The organism is Paenibacillus sp. N3.4 (genome assembly GCF_008017805.1).
Taxonomy (GTDB): Bacteria; Bacillota; Bacilli; order Paenibacillales; family NBRC-103111; genus Paenibacillus_E.
Genome location: NZ_VRTT01000007.1, coordinates 14,065 through 32,048 on the forward strand (window position 1 = coordinate 14,065; position 17,984 = coordinate 32,048).

Genomic DNA, 17,984 nt, shown 5'->3' on the forward strand with positions numbered 1-17,984 from the left:
CCAACTATGACTACCTTGCTAACTTCATAGAAAAGGAGGAGATTCTCAAAAACATGCAAACGCTTAAGATCTAGGAGAGTAAGAAATAATTGAACGGTTTTATAATTATAGGAGGTAAAAAATGCGAAAAATCAGTAAGATTGTTTCGTCTATTTCCATAATGAGCATTGCTCTAAGTTTATGGATCCCAAGCGTTTCAAAAGCTGAAACGCCGGTAAGTGCAGCAAATTCATCTATTTTTGGTCCAAATGTTTATGTATTTGATCCATCCATGTCAGCGAGCGATATTCAGAACACAACGAATTCGGTATTCAGCAGACAGGAAAAAAATGAGTTTGGCAGCGAGCGAGACGCCTTTCTTTTTAAACCAGGAACTTACAATGTGGACTTTAATGTAGGTTTCAATACGCATGTAGCCGGCTTGGGACAAAATCCAGGAGATGTGAATATTAATGGCGGATTGAACGTAAATGCAAATGGGATAATGGCAACGCAACCCGGAACTTCTGGCGTGCAATCGAAAATCTTACCATAACACCGTCAAACGGTAAAACGCGGATTGCTGTTTCACAAGCAGCGCCATTAAGACGCTTACACATTAAGGGCGAACTTCAATTATTTGATTTTGACTCGAATTGGAATGCCGGTTGGGCAAGTGGAGGATATCTTGCTGACTCTGTAGTGGATAATGCCATTATTCCCGCATCCCAGCAGCAATGGTTTTCCAGAAACAGCAATTGGGCAAGCTGGTCGAATGGTGTTTGGAACATGGTGTTTGTCGGCGATACGAATCCTCCTGCAGGACAATTCCCTGACCAGCCTTATACGGTAGTGGAAAAAACACCGGTCATGAGAGAAAAGCCGTATCTCTACATCAATGATGCAGGGCAATATCAAGTTTTCGTTCCTTCCCTTCAAACAAATACCAAAGGTGTCAGCTGGGCGAGTGGATCCACACCTGGTCAAAGCATTTCGATCGATCAGTTCTACATTGTGAGAGAAGATACTGCCAACACAGCAGGTATTAACAATGCACTCAGTCAAGGGAAGAATCTTCTGTTCACGCCGGGAATCTATCACTTGAATGATACAATTCGTATCAATAATCCAAATACTGTCGTACTTGGAATTGGAATGCCGACGTTAATACCGGATACCGGTAAAGTAGCTATGTCCGTTGCTGATGTAGACGGTGTGAAAATTGCAGGACTCGTTTATGATGCAGGTCCTAACGGTTCATCGTCCCTATTGGAAGTCGGACCTACAGGAAGTTCAATTGATCATTCGGTTAATCCCACGTCGCTTCACGATTTGTTCTTCCGGACAGGAGGTTTCATTGCCGGACAAAATGAGGTAGAACTTAAGATTAACAGCAATCAAGTTATTGGTGATCATTTTTGGTTATGGCGCGCAGACCATGGTGCGGGATCGGGTTGGACGAACAACATTTCCAAAAACGGTCTTGTTGTGAATGGCAACAACGTCACGATCTACGGTCTATTTAACGAACATCATAATGAGTATCAAACTTTGTGGAATGGCAATGGTGGTCGGGTTTACTTCTATCAATCTGAAATTCCTTATGACGTTCCTAACCAATCGGTTTGGATGAGTCAGAATGGTACGGTTAATGGTTATGCTTCCTATAAAGTAGCAGATACGGTTACAAGCCATGAGGCTTGGGGACTTGGTGTGTATTCCTTCTTTAGGGACGCCCCTGTGAAGCTGGATACCGCTATTGAGGTGCCTAAGGTTGAAGGTGTGAAAATTCATCATGCCACTACGATTTGGTTGAATGGTAAGGCTGGCAGTGAAATCACACATGTGGTTAACAATATAGGAGGAAGAGTATACGCAAGCTCACCAAGTGATGCTATGAGGCAAACGGTTTCAGAATTTGTAGGCTCCGACTTAAGTGATACGACTCCTCCTACCATTCCTAGCAATTTGACAGCCACGGTAGCTTCGAGCAGCCAAATCAACTTGAGCTGGAATGCTTCAACAGATAACGTAGGCGTTGCTCAGTACGAGATTTACCGTAGTGGCGTACTCATCGGTACTTCCACTTCGACAAAGTATAGCGATACGGGGCTTAAACCATCTACAACCTACAGCTACACGGTCAAAGCGAAAGATGCTGCAGGCAATACTTCAGAGGCCAGCAACACCGTAAGCGCAACAACAACGGCAAAAACCCTTGACCGGACGGGATGGACTGCTACCTCTTCGCCAACAAGTGGAGATTCGCCTGCCAATCTCCTGGACGGCAACATGGCCACAAGGTGGAGTACAGGTGTGCCCATGAAGCCTGGGCAATTTTTCATCATTGACATGAAAACTGTTCAAAGCTTCAATCAGATTTTGATGGATTCAACGGGCAGCAATCAGGACTACGCACGCGGCTATGAGGTTTACGTATCTAATGATGGAACGAATTGGGGGAGCGCGGTTGCTAGCGGAACAGGCACCGGACCTGCAATTACTGTAAATGTTGGACTGCAAAATGCGCGTTACATTAAGGTAGTGCAGACTGCTACAAATTCGAGTTGGTGGTCCATTAGGGAATTTAATGTGTATGGCATCAGCGCACCGAGTTCATCGCTAAATGGTCCTTCAACGGTTTCCAGTGGGCAATCGTTCGATGTCACACTTGGATTAAGCAGCATTACAACAAGCGTTTACGCTCAGGATATAACCATTAGTTATGACGACAGTCTGGTTCAATTTGTTTCTGCGGATCCTTTGAAAAAAGATTCAATCATTGTAGATAAAAAAGTAGGAGCAGGAAAAGTTCGTCTAATCACGGCGAATTTAAGCAGCACAGACGTTAACGGCGATTTGATCACTTTGCATTGGAAAGCGAAGTCACCTGCAGCAGCGGCAAATACGGCCATAACGCTGACAAAGCTAACATCAGCTGATGGGCAAGGGATCGAATTTGACATAGATGGGACTTCGTATGCTGTGCAAATTAGGGCAAGTGTAGATTTAACTGCATTACGTGCAGCGATTCAAGAAGCTCAGACGAAACTGGATGCTGCAGTGGAAGGTACACAGGTAGGTCAATATCCTGTTGGCTCCAAGGCAGCACTGCAAACGGCAATCGACAAAGCGAAAGCTGTCGCGGCGAACCCGGATGCAACGAAACAGCAAGTCGCGCAAGCGGTAACAGATCTGAATGCGGCTTTACAAACGTTTAGTCAATCTGTTAATACGAGTGCTCCGGGAGATGTAAATGGGGATGGCAAATTCACGATCGGCGATCTTGCTATTGTCGCAGCAGCGTATGGCAAAACTTCAGCAGATCCAGATTGGGAGCTTTACAAACGAGCAGATGTGAACAATGACAACAAAGTAGATATTGAGGATTTGGCAGCAGTAGCGCAAAAAATACTTCAATAAGGCCTATATTAGGTAAAAGTACGCCCTGAATGATACATTTCGTATCAATCAGGGCGTTTCTACATGCTGCTCACACACTACGCGCAGCGAATAAAATTTCAACTTTTGATTACGTACAACAAAAGTCTTCTTCCACATAACACATGGAGTCTTGTCACAATGCGAGCTGAGAACTCGTATTGTGACTTTTTGATTTTTCGGAAATGTCTGATCATCTACTCGCGTTTGATAAAAAGTTTGAATACGCTATTTTTCAAATAATCCAGAGAATAGAAGACAGGCTTATCATTATTGTCAAAATGGAGCTGCTTTAATAATATGATTTCATTACCGAGGACTTCAACCGCATTTTGATCCATTTCTTTGGAACTGCTTAACGCACAGATTTCTGTGATAGCGTAGGCAATCGTAATGCCCATCTTGTTCTTTAAAAAATCAAAGATCGCCCCGGAAAATTCTCCATCGAAATGACCTGCGACCAGACTTTGCGGGAAAATATTATAATAAAACGCCACTTTTTTGCCGTCGGCTGTACGCGAACGCTCCAAAATGACAACCTTCTCATCGATTTGTAATTGGTTTTTCCAATCCTCCTCCGGCTCGCGTGTATAGATTTTGATGTCTAATTCGCTCTCCGTATAGCCTTCATTTTTGATCATCTGCCCCACACTTTGCAGTTTGCTTAGTGGGTTAATAATGAAATCCGGCCGATTGTTGACATAGGTTCCGACACCGTTTTTGCTAATGAGCACTTTTTCCCGCTGAAGCATTTTGAGCGCTTCGCGGAGCGTTGGCCGACTGACTTCGAATTTCTTCGCAAGCTCCGGCTCGGATGGAAGCTTTTCCCCTGGCTTTAAATCGCCCTCGTTTATGCTTCTTTCAATCTCTTCTTTGACTCTGAGATAAAGCAGTTTTTTCTCCAAATTGCAGCGATTCCTCTCTGAAAATAAATGAATTTCATTTCCCAAGACCTATAGAACTACAGCTGTCTGACAACATAATTGTAACACATCTTTACTTTTATAAAAACTATACAACTGTTTTATACGAGTATTAAGGGCTTTTATCTACATAATTATTTAACATTAGATTGATTGACAGCTGTCTGACATCTTTCCTATAATTCTAGATGTCAGACAGCATAAATTTGGTTGCAATGATGATGGAAGGAGGCCATTCCAAATGCGATATCTACATTAAAGCTTATGTAAATGGCCAGGGTCAGACGGATGCTAGGTTCTGGAAAAAAATGATGCGCGTAAGAATCAAATTTTTAATATCGTATTCGGTGCTAACGATGCTGAATTCGGTCCTAACTTCTCTGAAAGCTACAGTACTGTCTATGTAGCCAAACCATCGAATACCAATGTTGAAATCCATGTTTATGATTCAGACGGAAACAAGTAATGGACAGGCAAAGGTTTCAGCTACCGTATACGCGCAATAAGCAAAGATGATCATTTAGGAGGATGGATATGTTACAGAAACCAAAGGTACGCGCTGCGAGTTTATTAATGGCAGCTTCATTTATGCTAACAACAGTTTTAACCGGGTGTGGGACAAGTAAAACGGCACAAACGACTACACCCACTGCGGCACCGGTCAGTACGGCAAGCAGTGAGCCTGCCAAAGCCACACCAGCTCCTGCGTCGAAGAAATTGGTCGTTTACGCGGCTTTAAATGAAGATGATATCGTACAAATTCAAAAGAAGTTTAAAGAAGATACGGGCATTGAAATTGAATACTTGCGATTAAGCGGAGCCGGAGAGGCCAGTACTCGCATTCAAGCGGAAAAGGCTACGCCAAAAGCAGATGTTTTTGTAGGCGGATCGGTTGAGTTCTATGAGCCTCTGGCACAGCAAGGATTGCTTGAAAAGTACACGTCCCCTAACGCCAAAGATATTGAATCACGTTTCAATGATCCTAAGGGCTTCTGGCAGGGATGGTATATGGGTGTGCTCGGTATCGTAATCAACAAGGACAGATTTCAAAAAGAGCTTGCTCCTAAAGGTGTCAAAGAGCCAGCGACATGGGATGATTTGCTGGACCCAGCCTATAAAGGTTTGTTCCTTACATCTAATCCTGCGACAGCGGGCGGCGGTTATATCTTTGTAGCCGACCAGTTGTTTCGATTGGGAGAAGAAAAGGGTTGGGATTATTTGAAGAAACTGAATACGAATGTTCACCATTATACACCCGCTGCCGGAGACGGGATTACGCTTACAGCTACAGGTGAATTCGTAGCAGCTATGTCCTGGGCTCATGATATTGTCAAATCGGCTCAAAAGGGTTATCCGATTAAAGTCATCGTTCCTGAGCAAACAGCTTTTGAAATTGGCGGTGCGGGTATTGTTAAGGGCGGAGCCAATACGGAAAATGCGAAGAAATTCGTTGACTGGTTATTAACAAAGCCGGTTGGAGAAATGAATACAAAAATGTCCAACCGCTACTCTGTTAGAAAAGATGTAGCGCCACCGGAAGGTATGATTAAGATTGAGGATGTAAAACTTGTCAATTATGACAGGGAAAAAGCGGCACAAATGAAGCCTGATGTTGTAAAGAAATTTACTGAAATGACAAGTAAATAAGGTTGTAGAGGAAAAAGCTTAAAACCGAAAGGTGTGGAAGGTCTTGATTTCATCTACTGTCAAAGATACCTGGTCGGAAATAAAGCGGTTAAGAAATGAACCTATATTAGCTTTGGGCGTGGCAGCGATTATTCTTATTACTTGTTTTTTTGTCGTCTGGCCCATTATTAAGGTGGTAAGCTTCACGCGAATAGAAGATTATCTTAAGTTCTTTACTTTTTCCAGGTGGTACCATGCAGCATGGAATAGCTTGTTTATGACAGCTATATCAACGGTTTCATGTACGGTTATTGCTTTTATTTTTGCCTATACGATTACAAGATTGAACGTTCCTTTCAAAGGCTTATTCAAATTTATTACGATATTGCCTATTGTGTCACCTCCCTTTATTGTTGCACTGTCGTACATTCTTCTCTTTGGCAGGCAAGGCATCATTTCAAAATATGTGCTGCACGTTAATATCGATATCTACGGCTGGCACGGCTTATGGCTGGTGCAGACGATGACTTTTTTTCCTTATGCCTACGCCGTTATTCATGGGGTATTGAAATCGACCTCCAACAACCTGGAGTACGCGGCTTATAATCTCGGTGCGACCCATTGGCAAGTATTTAAATATGTATTTCTTCCGCTGTGCAGGCCAGGTCTTGCGGGCGGAGCGTTGATTACAGCCATGAACGTTCTGGCGGATTTTGGAAACCCTATGATCATTGCAGGGAACTTCACGGTACTGCCGACAGAAGCATATATGCAGATGTCAGGGATGTTTGATTTGAATTCGGCTGCTGTGCTCTCGACAGCGCTGCTACTGCCTGCGCTTGGCCTGTTTGTGTGGAACAGGGCTTGGTTAGGCAAACGTTCCTATGTTACGGTTACCGGAAAAGAAACTTCCTTAGCACATTTTCCGCTGCCCTTCCCGGTTAAATGGGGGCTATTTGCTTTCTGCATGCTCGTTACACTCATCGTTCTTTCGGTCTATGGTGTTCTATTTTATGGGGCTTTCACCAAGACATGGGGATATGATTGGTCGTTCACTCTGGAAAACATGCATTATGTTACGGCAAAGGGCCGAGAAATTTTCAATAGCTTGAAGTTTGCTTTACTAGCTGCGTTGGCAGCCGGATTCTTTGCCTTGCCATTAGCTTATATCGTGCAAAGAAAGCGGATAGGCATCAATCGGTTGCTTGACTTTTTGGCGATATTACCCGGAGCAGTTCCGGGGGTCTTCCTAGGACTTGGTTTTGCCATGGCTTTTAACGAACAACCGCTTCTGCTCACGGGAACTTCAATGATTATGGTTCTGGCTCTTATGTTCTGGAATTTACCAACCTGCTATAGTGCGAGTCTTGCAGGGCTTCAGCAGATCAGCGGAGCACTGGAAGAAGCTTCGCTCAATCTGGGAGCAAATAACTTTGCAACATTTAGGAAAATCGTGCTTCCGCTGTTAAAAGGGCCGTTTATCTCAGGAATTGTCGTATCCTTCTTGCGATCAGTAACTTGTTTAAGCGTCATTATTTTTATTTATTCAGCGAAAACTTCCGTAGGTACGGTATCCATCCTTGGATTGGTGCAGAACGGAGCATGGGGAAGCGCATCTGCTTTTACAATTGTGTTGATTTCCATTGCTTTCGTTGTATTAATGGTAGCTCAAGTTTTCTTGAAAAAACAAGGCAGATCGATAGAACTTTAAGTGGAGGAAGCCATGAAGATAGAGGAACCAATGATTCGAATTTCACATGTGTCAAAAAACTTCGGAGATTTTAAAGCGATCAACGATGTATCTCTCGACATCCCCGCAGGCAGTTTTACTACGCTCCTAGGGCCAAGCGGATGCGGTAAAACGACACTGATGCGGCTGATCGCCGGATTTTACGAACCGGATGCCGGCCATATTTATATGGAAGGTAAGAGCGTGAACGGGCTGCCCGCGTTTAAGCGACATACACCTCTGGTTTTTCAGGAGTATGCGCTGTTCCCGCACATGACGGTTTACGAGAATATTTCATTCGGATTAAAGCTGCAGAAGCCTTCTCGTCAAGAAGCTAAGGACAAGGTAGACGCTATGTTGAGCATGTTCGGGCTTCAAGGCTTGCAGGATAGGCTTCCCCGAGCGCTAAGCGGTGGTCAACAGCAGCGGGTCGCTTTTGCTAGAGCGCTGGTTATGGGTCAGAAGGTACTATTAATGGATGAACCGCTCAGCAATTTAGATGCAAAAATGAGAGTTGAAGTGAGAAATGAACTTAGAGAACTCCAGCAGCGGCTTGGCATTACAGCTATTTTTGTTACGCATGATCAAGATGAAGCTTTGGCCGTCTCGGATCGAATTGCGGTGTTCAACAAAGGGCAGATTGGACAAGTCGGTACACCCTGGGATATATACTTTAAGCCGAAAAATAAGTTTGTAGCCGATTTTGTCGGGACAGCTAATTTTATAGAGGGTGAAGTGGCAGCTGAAGAGGGAGACGATTTGCTTGTCAAATGTGACTCTGCCGTGCTGCGAGTTCATCGAGGCGATTATCCTTTTCGGTCAGGCGATAGGGTAACGCTTGTCATCAGACCGGAATGTATCTCCGTGATTGAATCGCCGATTGCCAGTGAAAATGTGTGGAGTGGAGTTATACAGAGAAGCAGCTTTTTAGGGCGAATGATTCGTTACTGGATCGATGGCACCCCCTTGCAGTGGATTGTCGATGATTCGAGTCCAAGTGTGAGAGGTTATCTGCAGGGCACCGTGTATCTAGCTGTGGACAAGCACAACATACATTTGCTTCCGTCCGAGTTGTAAAAAAAGAAGGGTATACATGACGGGTGTATTTATTTAATAAAATCATCGCGGTAATAAAAACAAACGGTTTTAAGAGAAGGAGAAGGTATGAACGAGCAGCTAGTGTCTGAAGATACAATCATGCAAGATGCTATCCGTTATGTGAAGGAAGCAGGCACATTGATCATGAATCACATGAGGATGCCCTTGCAAATCCAAGAAAAGAAAAATGGTTCCGATCTGGTAACGGAAGTAGATGTGCAAAGCGAACAATTTCTGCGTGAACGAATTGCCCTTCATTATCCGCATCATTGGATTTTATCGGAAGAAACGGACGGCGGCAGGGAAGATTCCCATCAGGCTTTACAGCAACCGCCTGCAGGCTACGGGTGGATCATTGACCCTATAGATGGCACAATTAACTTTATCCATAACATCGCTCATTTCGCGATCTCGGTAGGTATTGTAAAAGATGGAGTGCCTATTTGCGGAGTCGTTTATAATCCTGTAACCGATGAGCTCTATTCAGCTCGAAAACAGGGCGGGGCTTTTTTAAATGGGAGTCCAATTCATGTGGGGCGCGAGCAAGAGATTTGTCAGGCCTTGCTGGCAACAGGATTCCAAGCATTTGACTGGAAACCGAACTCTGTTGTTGTAGAACAAATAGGAAGAATGACAGGTAAAGTCCGTAGTGTTCGCATTATGGGGGCCGCCAGTCTTGATTTATGCCTAGTCGCATCAGGACGGTTGACCGGATTTTGGCATGATGGACTATATCCTTGGGATGTTGCCGCCGGCTTGGTCATATTGCAAGAAGCGGGTGGAACGATAACGAATCGTGCCGGAAGACCATTCGAATTATGTGACAATACGCTGGTGTCGTCAAATTTGTTCATTCATAATGAATTGTTATCTCTACTTGAAGGAGAGTTGCTTCAAGCATAAAGCAAGAGCCGCCATCAAAATGAAGGCGGCTTTGGTTTATGCTTTTTGCCACATCATTTACCTGATTGATGTAATGCCTATTTCAGTTTCTCTCACTATCCAATGAGCGTACTTCCTGCGCTGTATTCAGTGATTGCGTACGCGAGGAAACGCTTAGCTTCTCGTATAAATTCATTTCTGTTCAGCGCTTCGCTTGGATGGGCTGTGCGATGAGCGTTAGGCTGTTTCTATAAAAACTGCAGAGTATTATCTCAGAGTAGGCTTAGAAATTATGGGAATATCATAAATAGATCGTTGATCGAGAAATATGTAAACGTTTACTTGTTGCTCCAAAAAAACTAGACCTTTCATGTAAGAGGTAATTTCCACATAAAAAACTGGTGATTAAATAAAGTATATCATGCCATATTTTATAATTACAATATGTAAAAGATAAAATTTTCTCGAATGATTCCAGTGCCATTATCAATCTCTGGGAAGTGCAGAATTGTAAATGTATAACAAAAATAATTCTTGACATCATTTAAAAGGAGGCTTAAACTAAGTCTCAGGAAACGCTTACAGGAGTTAAGTAAACGTTTACCTTAAACAAGTAAACGTTTAACTGAAAAAGGAGTGATTTTTTATCGAAGTTTTTTAAAAGTAAGAATTTCAAAAAAAGAAAAAGGCGGCTCTTATTAAAACGGAATGAATTCGAACAAACAGTTAGTTTCACCAGAGTGAATAATCCAATCCATTAGGAGGAAGTTAGATGAAAAATCAAAAAGTAGTTATTGGTGTTGCAGCAGTAGCGATTATTGCACTTGCAGTAGGTTGGCCGAAGATAGCACCTATGTTCAAGGGCGCGCAAGCTCAGTTTCCTTCAAAAGATATTACCTTAATCGTACCTTATGCTCCTGGAGGTGGTACAGATCTCACCACGAGAGCCGTAGCGGAAGAAATGTCCAAAGCACTGGGGAAAAACATCAGTGTAGTCAACACTCCCGGAGCTAGTGGTTCTGTGGGCACGATCAATGTCTGGAACGCTCCGCACGACGGGTATACCATCATGGGTAACGGATTTATGTCATTTTCCAGCTATCCGGTTATGGGATATACAGAACAAACGTACCGTGACTGGAACATTTGGATCGCTTCATTTTCTCCCAATGTGATCGCGGTGAAGCCGGATTCCAAGTATCAGGATATCAACCAATTGGTCAAAGGTTTTAAAGACAACCCGGGTAACGTATCCGTAGGGACAGCAGGGGTTGGAACGGGCGGCCATATCGCCAGTGAAGTATTAAAATCTAACCTAGGTTTTACATACAAACACGTGCCGTATGCAGGTGGCAACCCTGCCATTATAGCCACGATTTCAGGAGAAGTAGAGGTCGTTCCTCAGTTGTCGATGGAAATGGTTGATATGATTCGAGGCAAGAAATTAAAAGGGCTTGCTGCTCTGACAGATAAACCGCTCGTTATTGAAGGCGCTGATCCGATTCCTTCCATTTCTCAAGCTCTACCTGAGTTGAAATCGGTTGTTCCACTTGGTGAAGCCTTTGGTATTGGCGTACCTAAAGATACGCCTGCTGATACCGTGAAGAAAATCGATGAAGCATTCAAAAAAGCGGTGGCTAGCGACAGCGTGAAGAAATTCGCCAAAGAAAAAGGGGTAGAGATCCTGGGTTATAGTGGTGATCAAGCGCAACAATACGTAGAAAAGCTTGCATCAACAGTGGACTGGGCTTTGTTTGATGGTGGCGTGGCCAAAATTTCCCCAGAGAAATTTAACATTAAAAAACCAGCAAAATAATTTATAAGAAATAGGTGAGCGGCAGATGGAGAAGAACTCAGACACGACAGGAGAAACGCCTAAACATCTGGATTTCATAACATCAATCTGTTTGTTTCTGCTATCGGTTTATATTATAGCGGATAGCTTGAAGATGATTAAAACTGTCGGAGGTCCGGTATACTCATCACCGGGACTGCTGCCGATCATTATCGGAAGCATGCTGATGTTATGTACGGTTGTGTTATTTATTAAAAGTATGAAAAGTGTAGGCTTCATGGGCAATTTACGTGCTCTAAGCGAATGGTTTAGACCATTCATCAAGGATACAGATACGCGTGCTATGTTATCAGGGATCGCAATTATTGCCGTGTACTCTTTTGTTCTTGTACCTAGGCTTCCGTTTTTGTTGTCATCAATTATCTTTATGGTTTTTTTGATGAAAGTAATAAATGCAGGATCCTATTTGAAAATCAGCTTGATTTCTGTATCCGTAAGCGCTTCTTTATACATTCTTTTTGAAATCATATTTAAAGTTCCTTTACCCTAAGGAGAGAAGGTAAACAAAATGACATTGCATTATACATTAGAAGCCTTATCCTCTCTGATGTCGCCGATTAACCTGATTACACTCGTCCTTTCCGTATTTTTTGGGCTGATAGTGGGAGTATTGCCTGGTTTGACCTCAACGATGGCTATTGCTCTTTTGACAGGTTTAACGTATAGCGTTTCCGCAGAGACGGCTATTTTATCTTTAGTCGGCGTGTATGTCGGCGCCATATCGGGTGGCGTTCAAACCGCCATTCTGCTGAACATACCGGGAACGCCGGCTTCGGCGGCAACAGCGCTTGACGGTTATAAGATCGGACAGAGAGGGGAAGGCGGATTAGGTATTTTTGTCGGGAATTTCTCCGCTTTCCTCGGGACATTGTTCGGCGCTGTTTGCGTCTTGGTGCTCAGCCCGCTGCTTTCGACGATCTCTTTGAAGTTCGGTTCATGGGAATTTTTCTTACTGGCCTTGTTCGGGGTTATCATTTGCGGCAGTCTGACTTCGGGCGGGGATTCAATAAAAGGATGGATCGCCGGTGCGCTTGGTTTATTCGTAGCTCAAATCGGGTTAGACGGCATAAACTCATACCCGCGCTTTTCCTTTGGCAGCGTGGAAATGATGGCAGGACTTTCACTGGTTCCCATTATGATTGGTTTGTTCGGATTTCCTGAAATTGTGAATTCATTTAAAAAACAACATATCAAGGTACCTACTGAAGTCCTCGACCTGCGAGTCAAAAAGGGTTTATCCATCGTGAAAGGAAATATGCCAACGGTATTTCGGTCAGGTGTGATCGGAGTTCTTATCGGGCTTGTACCCGGAGTTGGAGAGGACGTGGCAGGCTGGCTGTCGTACTGGGCTGCCAAAGTCCGCAGTAAAAAGAAAGAACTATTCGGCACAGGTTCCTATGAAGGTGTCATCGCCGCAGAAACAGGAATCAATTCCACAATCGGAGGCCATATTATTCCGTTATTGACCTTGGCCATTCCGGGAAGTACTTCCTCGGCCGTATTGCTTGCAGCTATGTGGCTGCATGGTTTAAGGCCAGGACCTCTAATGATGAGCGAATCACCGGGATTTATTTACTCAATGAGCTTGTATTTGACAGCAAGTGCTTTTGTTATGTTGATCTTGGGATTGCTAATCTCCAAATTTACGGTAAAAGTGCTTCGGATCGACAAGCGGATCCTGATGCCAGTCATCTTCGTTATTTGCGCAGTAGGCTCGTACGTTATCGATAACAAGATTTCGAGTGTATATGTGATGTTTATTTTCGGTATTATTGGGTTGCTGATGGCCAAAATGAAATTTCCGGCTTCACCGTTTTTACTTGGGGTCGTTCTCGGACCGATGGCGGATACGAATTTAAGACGGGGCTTAATGTTATCCGGGGGTAGTCTTGAGCCTTTATTTACAAGACCGCTGTGCTTAATTTTAGTAGCCTTCATTTTACTTTTAGTATTGGCACAGTTTAATGTGTTTAAAAAGCTAAAAGGGCGTTTTCCAAACAAGAAGAACATCGCTGCGAAATAATAAAGAGAGAGAATGAGGATTCTGTCCATATTCCTTGTCAGGAGATGGCAGAGTCATTCATTCTTCAAGGAGGAGCAGAGAAGTGAGCAAAGAACAATATGGTTTTGCGATCATTGGTGCCGGCGTAATTGGTCATACGCATGCACAGCGATTAGAAAATGTGGATAAAGGGAAATTGGTCGTAATTTGTGATCAAAGTGAAGAAAAAGCCCGTGAATTTGGTGAAAAATATGGTTGTGAGTGGTCTTGCAACTTAGAGGATGTTCTCGCTCGTCCGGATGTGGATATCGTAAATATATGTTTGCCGAGCGGCATGCACGCTAAGTTCACCATTGCGGCTGCCCGTGCAGGAAAACATATTATAACGGAGAAGCCGATTGACATTACGGCAGAGAATGCTCTGGAAATGATTAAAGAATGTCGTCAAGCGGGTGTCAAATTGGCTGTTATTTCACAGCATCGTTTGCAACCTTCTACTCAGCAAGTGAAGCAGGACATTGAAAGCGGTAAGTTTGGGAAATTAGTGTTGGGGTCCGCTGCGATCAACTGGTATCGTTCACAGGAATATTATGACAGTGGGGCTTGGCGTGGGACCTGGGCTTTTGACGGGGTGGGGCATTAATGAACCAAGGAGTCCATACGATTGACGTCTTGCAATATTTGATGGGACCAGTCGAAAGTGTATATGCGCATTGTGAAACGTTGGGTCATGAACGGATTGAAGTCGAAGACGCAGCTGTAGCAACTTTACGTTTTCGCAATGGGGCTATTGGTACACTTGTAGCCACCACTTGCGCTTATCCGGGTCTTACAGCTCGTATTGAAATATTTGGTCAAGACGGTAGTGCTGTGATAGATGGGGATGAGCTCGTATTTAGAAAATTAAAGTCTGAAAAGGGCGAAGAAGATCTTAACGAGAAGCCTAACATTTCCATGAATACAAGAGGAGCAACAACGGCTGGAGACCCCGGAGCAGTTGAAGGAACAGGTCATATTAAACAGATGAATGACATGATCGAAGCTATTGAAGAAAATCGCGAACCGGTTATTAATGGGGAAGAGGGCTATAAACCGTTGGAAATTATCTTGGCTATTTACGAGTCTGCACGTACGGGATCTTCTGTCACACTTTCCCAGCAAGTCACAGTGACTAACTAATTATCATTATTGAGTAAACGTTTACCTAGTGGATTTATAAAATTAGGTACAGATTTATTATAAATGTACTAGAACAGAAAGGCCGACAACCCACTATGCTTGGTAGTGAGTTATCGGCTTTTTTTTAAGGAAGGCTTATACATGTAGTGACATTTTATAAAAGGGGGCAAACAACATGAAAATTACAATACGCTCAAAGCTTATTTTAGGATTTTTGACTCTCTCGGTTTTATTTTTAATCGCTATTCTATGCAATATGTGGATACAAGCTAGCGTTAACAAACTAATGGACGAAATTACAGCAAGTAAAAATGAACAATCCGTTCTTCAAAAAATCAATTATTTAGTCCGCAGTACGAATGATGATGGCGGTAGGTACTTAATGAGTGCAACGGAAGAGGGGAAGAAAAAATATTTAGCCTTATTTGAAAAAGATACAGAAGATGTATCCGATCAATTAAAGCTTATTATTAAAGGTCATTTTCATAATAATGAGCAATTGAAATCAATAACAGCTTTTGACTATGAATGGAATAGATATTTGCAAGGAATTGACGCGGCCTTTAGAGCAGTTCCAAATAAGGGAACTCAAAAAGCCCAATCTATGTATACTGAGGTTCCTTTCGATCCAGTTATTAACTCTTTACTTGCATATAACGATGGGCTAACCGCAGTGATTTCAAATCAAGAAAGCGCTATTGTTACGTTCAAGTCCTTTGTCGGAAGATTCAATATGACCGTGATAGGGTTGACGTTTTTCATTGGAATCGCTCTTGCTTTGATCATTTCTGGGAAAATAGTCAAACCTGTACGTCAAGTAAATAGACAATTAAGGGAAATTGCTGAAGGCGAAGGAGATCTTACCAAGCAAATTCAGGTTAATGCCAAAGATGAAATCGGTGATTTAGCCAACTATTTTAATCAAATGATCAATAATCTTCGGGTGATGGTGCAACAAGTAAGTTCATCTTCAAATCAGATCGTTTCTTCTTCCGAACAATTAACCGTGTGTTCTCAACAAACCGGGCGATCAACTGAACGTATCGCTCATAGTATGCAGGAAATGGCCTCCAGATCTGAAAAACAAGTATTAACTTTACATGAAAGTGTTACAACGATCACGGAAATGTCTTTAGGCATTCAGCAAATTGCTGCCAATATTCAGGAGGTTGCCAGTGCGTCCAACGCCTCTTCAGAAATGGCTTTTTCGGGCAATCAAGCGATACAAATTGTGATAGATCAAATGAATTTTATTAAGAAATCGATCCATGATTTAGCGGAAATCATCCATATCCTCGATGAACGTTCCTATGAAATTGATCAAATTGCTTCAGAAATTACAGAAATATCATCTCAAACCCATTTATTAGCCATTAATGCGGCTATAGAAGCCTCACGTGCTGGCGATCAAGGTAGGGGATTTGCGGTAGTGGCGAATGAGGTAAAGAAACTCGCGCAGCAATCGGATTCCTCGGCCCAAAAAATTACAGAATTGATTCATACCATACACAGTGAAACCAATAAAGCAATGATTTCTATGGAAAAGACGCTTATTGAAACAAATGAAGGAACGAATGTTATTGATCAAGCGGGCAAGTCATTTGGGCAGATTCAATTATCCGTAAATGGCGTTTCGGGCCAAATTCAAGAAGTTTCTGCGGCCGTCGAACAGATGGCAGCCAGCGCGCTAGAAGTTGTCCATTCAATTAAAAGCGTTTCACAATTGTCCGAAGAATCCGCAGCAGGTACACAGAACGTTTCAGGTGCATCTCAGGAACAACTAGCTTCCATGGAAGAACTCTCTTCTTCCGCTATCTTCCTTGCTAATATGGCAGAAGAACTTCAAGCGTTAGTTAGAAAATTCAAAGTGTAAGTATTCATCTTGACTTCAACTTGAAAGATCCCTAAAATTAACATTATCAAACGTTTGCCTACCATATATTCATATATTTGACTTAAGTATCAGAATATATTAGTTATTCAATTGAAAAGTAAACGTTTACCTGCTTTTTAAGGAGAGAGAGTGATGGTTTTAATGGAAAAGCCCAAAAAAAAGAAATATGCAACCCTTAACGACGTAGCCAAGTTGGCAGAGACATCCATCGCCACTGTATCTTATATTCTCAATGATTCTAATAAACGTTATGTCAGTTCAGAGTTAAAGGAACGGGTAATTCAGGCTGCTAAGGAACTAAATTATATGAAAAGCGCCGTAGCCAGCAGCTTAAAAGGCAAAGAACGTGGAATTATTTCCGTACTGGTCCCACAGTTCGATAATCCTTTTTTTACCCGTATCGTTGTTGTCATTGAGGAAGTCGCGCGAAGTCGCGGATACTTTATTTCCATTAGTACAACTGTAGATGATATACAGAGAGAACGGGAAATTATTAAAAAAATGATTGAACAGCGTGTGGACGGACTCATCATAAGCCCAACCATCCAAGGGACTGAAAACACAGATCATTTACGCAGCCTGGGCATACCCTATGTTATTTTGGAAAGGCCTTTAATTGGTGTTGATCAATATGATTTCGTTGGTTGCGATAACTGGAACTGTGGATATACGGCTGCCAAACACTTGATTGATCATGGTCATACCCGTATCGGTTTTATTGGTTGGGATACGTTTATTAACGTCCAAGAGAGGAAATTGGGGTTTCTCGCGGCAATGGAAGAAAATGGTTTGCGGGTCGAAGCCGATTGGATGCAATTAGGTGACCTTGGGGTCGATTGGGGTTATCGGTTAACGAAGAATCTGCTTGATTCACAAGTAACCGCAGTTGTGTTTGGGCATCATACAATGGCCGAAGGGGGAGTTCAGTTATTAAGAGAGAAGGGGATAAGCATTCCGGAAGATATCTCTACTGTAATTATTGGCACCCCAGGTTGGACTCAGTTAAATGTACCGAAGTTTACATGTATTGATCAGTCTGAACAGCAGATCGGAGTTGCGGCTGCCGAAATCTTGCTTAAAAACGTTTTAGGGGAAACCGATAACGAGCCTTGGCAGCAACAGAAAATAGCTTGTGCGTTGTTGCCAGGCGAATCGGTTAAAAAAATAAATTAGCAGGAGGGGTTTCATTGGAACTCATGAGATGGAACGGCTCTTTATAAGAGAGCCGTAGCGATCAAATGACCAAAATGCTTCTGTCGATTTTAAATCGTAAAAAACGACTAATTTACATAACAAGCAACATCGCAGATAAGAACAACTTATCATAAGATGGAGATATTCGTTTCATAAAGCATTGCGAAGGTAGGTGAGTACAA

Annotated in this window: 14 protein-coding genes; 13 read left to right on the forward strand and 1 reads right to left on the reverse strand. The window is 42.9% G+C overall.

Going from position 1 to position 17,984, the window contains the following annotated elements; translation table 11 throughout:
* Positions 1 to 121: 121 nt before the first annotated feature.
* Positions 122 to 535 (forward strand): hypothetical protein, encoded by a 414-nt coding sequence (locus tag FU659_RS36870; protein ID WP_261807639.1) that lies wholly within the window; start codon positions 122 to 124, stop codon positions 533 to 535.
* Positions 536 to 681: 146 nt separating this feature from the next.
* Positions 682 to 3,402: a discoidin domain-containing protein gene (locus FU659_RS05645; RefSeq protein ID WP_261807640.1), complete on the forward strand. Its 2,721-nt coding sequence runs from the start codon at positions 682 to 684 to the stop codon at positions 3,400 to 3,402.
* A gap of 215 nt (positions 3,403 to 3,617) precedes the next feature.
* On the opposite strand, the gene FU659_RS05650 is transcribed toward FU659_RS05645, so the two are convergent.
* Positions 3,618 to 4,325 carry a GntR family transcriptional regulator gene (locus tag FU659_RS05650; protein ID WP_187273920.1) on the reverse strand — a complete coding sequence of 236 codons (708 nt, stop codon included), beginning with the start codon at positions 4,323 to 4,325 and terminating at the stop codon, positions 3,618 to 3,620.
* Between the two features lie 552 nt (positions 4,326 to 4,877).
* Between FU659_RS05650 and FU659_RS05655 the strand changes: the two genes are divergently transcribed.
* The 11 genes from FU659_RS05655 to FU659_RS05705 all read left to right on the forward strand — a co-directional run bounded on the left by FU659_RS05655 (position 4,878) and on the right by FU659_RS05705 (position 17,781).
* Positions 4,878 to 5,990 (forward strand): ABC transporter substrate-binding protein, encoded by a 1,113-nt coding sequence (locus tag FU659_RS05655; protein WP_187273921.1) that lies wholly within the window; start codon positions 4,878 to 4,880, stop codon positions 5,988 to 5,990.
* A gap of 43 nt (positions 5,991 to 6,033) precedes the next feature.
* Complete coding sequence (locus FU659_RS05660) at positions 6,034 to 7,680, forward strand: ABC transporter permease (protein WP_147946662.1); 1,647 nt, start codon at positions 6,034 to 6,036, stop codon at positions 7,678 to 7,680.
* A gap of 12 nt (positions 7,681 to 7,692) precedes the next feature.
* Positions 7,693 to 8,775 carry an ABC transporter ATP-binding protein gene (locus FU659_RS05665; protein WP_147946663.1) on the forward strand — a complete coding sequence of 361 codons (1,083 nt, stop codon included), beginning with the start codon at positions 7,693 to 7,695 and terminating at the stop codon, positions 8,773 to 8,775.
* Positions 8,776 to 8,862: 87 nt separating this feature from the next.
* Positions 8,863 to 9,699 (forward strand): inositol monophosphatase family protein, encoded by an 837-nt coding sequence (locus FU659_RS05670; protein ID WP_147946664.1) that lies wholly within the window; start codon positions 8,863 to 8,865, stop codon positions 9,697 to 9,699.
* Positions 9,700 to 10,450: 751 nt separating this feature from the next.
* A complete protein-coding gene (locus tag FU659_RS05675; RefSeq protein ID WP_147946665.1) occupies positions 10,451 to 11,494 on the forward strand; it encodes a Bug family tripartite tricarboxylate transporter substrate binding protein in 1,044 nt (347 codons plus the stop codon).
* A gap of 25 nt (positions 11,495 to 11,519) precedes the next feature.
* A complete protein-coding gene (locus tag FU659_RS05680; protein WP_147946666.1) occupies positions 11,520 to 12,023 on the forward strand; it encodes a tripartite tricarboxylate transporter TctB family protein in 504 nt (167 codons plus the stop codon).
* Between the two features lie 18 nt (positions 12,024 to 12,041).
* Positions 12,042 to 13,556 carry a tripartite tricarboxylate transporter permease gene (locus FU659_RS05685; protein ID WP_147946667.1) on the forward strand — a complete coding sequence of 505 codons (1,515 nt, stop codon included), beginning with the start codon at positions 12,042 to 12,044 and terminating at the stop codon, positions 13,554 to 13,556.
* An 82-nt stretch (positions 13,557 to 13,638) separates the two neighbouring features.
* Entirely contained in the window at positions 13,639 to 14,178 is a 540-nt protein-coding gene (locus FU659_RS05690) for a Gfo/Idh/MocA family protein (protein ID WP_187273922.1), read from the forward strand.
* The gene (locus tag FU659_RS05695; RefSeq protein WP_147946669.1) at positions 14,178 to 14,714 is read left to right on the forward strand and encodes a Gfo/Idh/MocA family protein; all 537 of its coding nucleotides are present in this window, start codon (positions 14,178 to 14,180) and stop codon (positions 14,712 to 14,714) included. The genes FU659_RS05690 and FU659_RS05695 overlap by 1 nt, the downstream gene beginning before the upstream one ends.
* A gap of 175 nt (positions 14,715 to 14,889) precedes the next feature.
* Entirely contained in the window at positions 14,890 to 16,587 is a 1,698-nt protein-coding gene (locus FU659_RS05700; RefSeq protein ID WP_147946670.1) for a methyl-accepting chemotaxis protein, read from the forward strand.
* 153 nt (positions 16,588 to 16,740) lie between these two features.
* Complete coding sequence (locus FU659_RS05705) at positions 16,741 to 17,781, forward strand: LacI family DNA-binding transcriptional regulator (protein ID WP_147946671.1); 1,041 nt, start codon at positions 16,741 to 16,743, stop codon at positions 17,779 to 17,781.
* The last annotated feature ends 203 nt before the right edge of the window (positions 17,782 to 17,984 follow it).

Excerpts from the sequence above, each read along its gene's own strand:
- FU659_RS05695 (WP_147946669.1), top strand. The coding sequence starts at position 14,178 with ATGAACCAAGGAGTCCATACGATTGACGTCTTGCAATATTTGATGGGA.
- FU659_RS05670 (WP_147946664.1), top strand. The coding sequence starts at position 8,863 with ATGAACGAGCAGCTAGTGTCTGAAGATACAATCATGCAAGATGCTATC.
- FU659_RS05700 (WP_147946670.1), top strand. The coding sequence starts at position 14,890 with ATGAAAATTACAATACGCTCAAAGCTTATTTTAGGATTTTTGACTCTC.
- FU659_RS05665 (WP_147946663.1), top strand. The coding sequence starts at position 7,693 with ATGAAGATAGAGGAACCAATGATTCGAATTTCACATGTGTCAAAAAAC.
- FU659_RS05675 (WP_147946665.1), top strand. The coding sequence starts at position 10,451 with ATGAAAAATCAAAAAGTAGTTATTGGTGTTGCAGCAGTAGCGATTATT.
- FU659_RS36870 (WP_261807639.1), top strand. The coding sequence starts at position 122 with ATGCGAAAAATCAGTAAGATTGTTTCGTCTATTTCCATAATGAGCATT.
- FU659_RS05685 (WP_147946667.1), top strand. The coding sequence starts at position 12,042 with ATGACATTGCATTATACATTAGAAGCCTTATCCTCTCTGATGTCGCCG.
- FU659_RS05705 (WP_147946671.1), top strand. The coding sequence starts at position 16,741 with ATGGTTTTAATGGAAAAGCCCAAAAAAAAGAAATATGCAACCCTTAAC.
- FU659_RS05655 (WP_187273921.1), top strand. The coding sequence starts at position 4,878 with ATGTTACAGAAACCAAAGGTACGCGCTGCGAGTTTATTAATGGCAGCT.
- FU659_RS05680 (WP_147946666.1), top strand. The coding sequence starts at position 11,520 with ATGGAGAAGAACTCAGACACGACAGGAGAAACGCCTAAACATCTGGAT.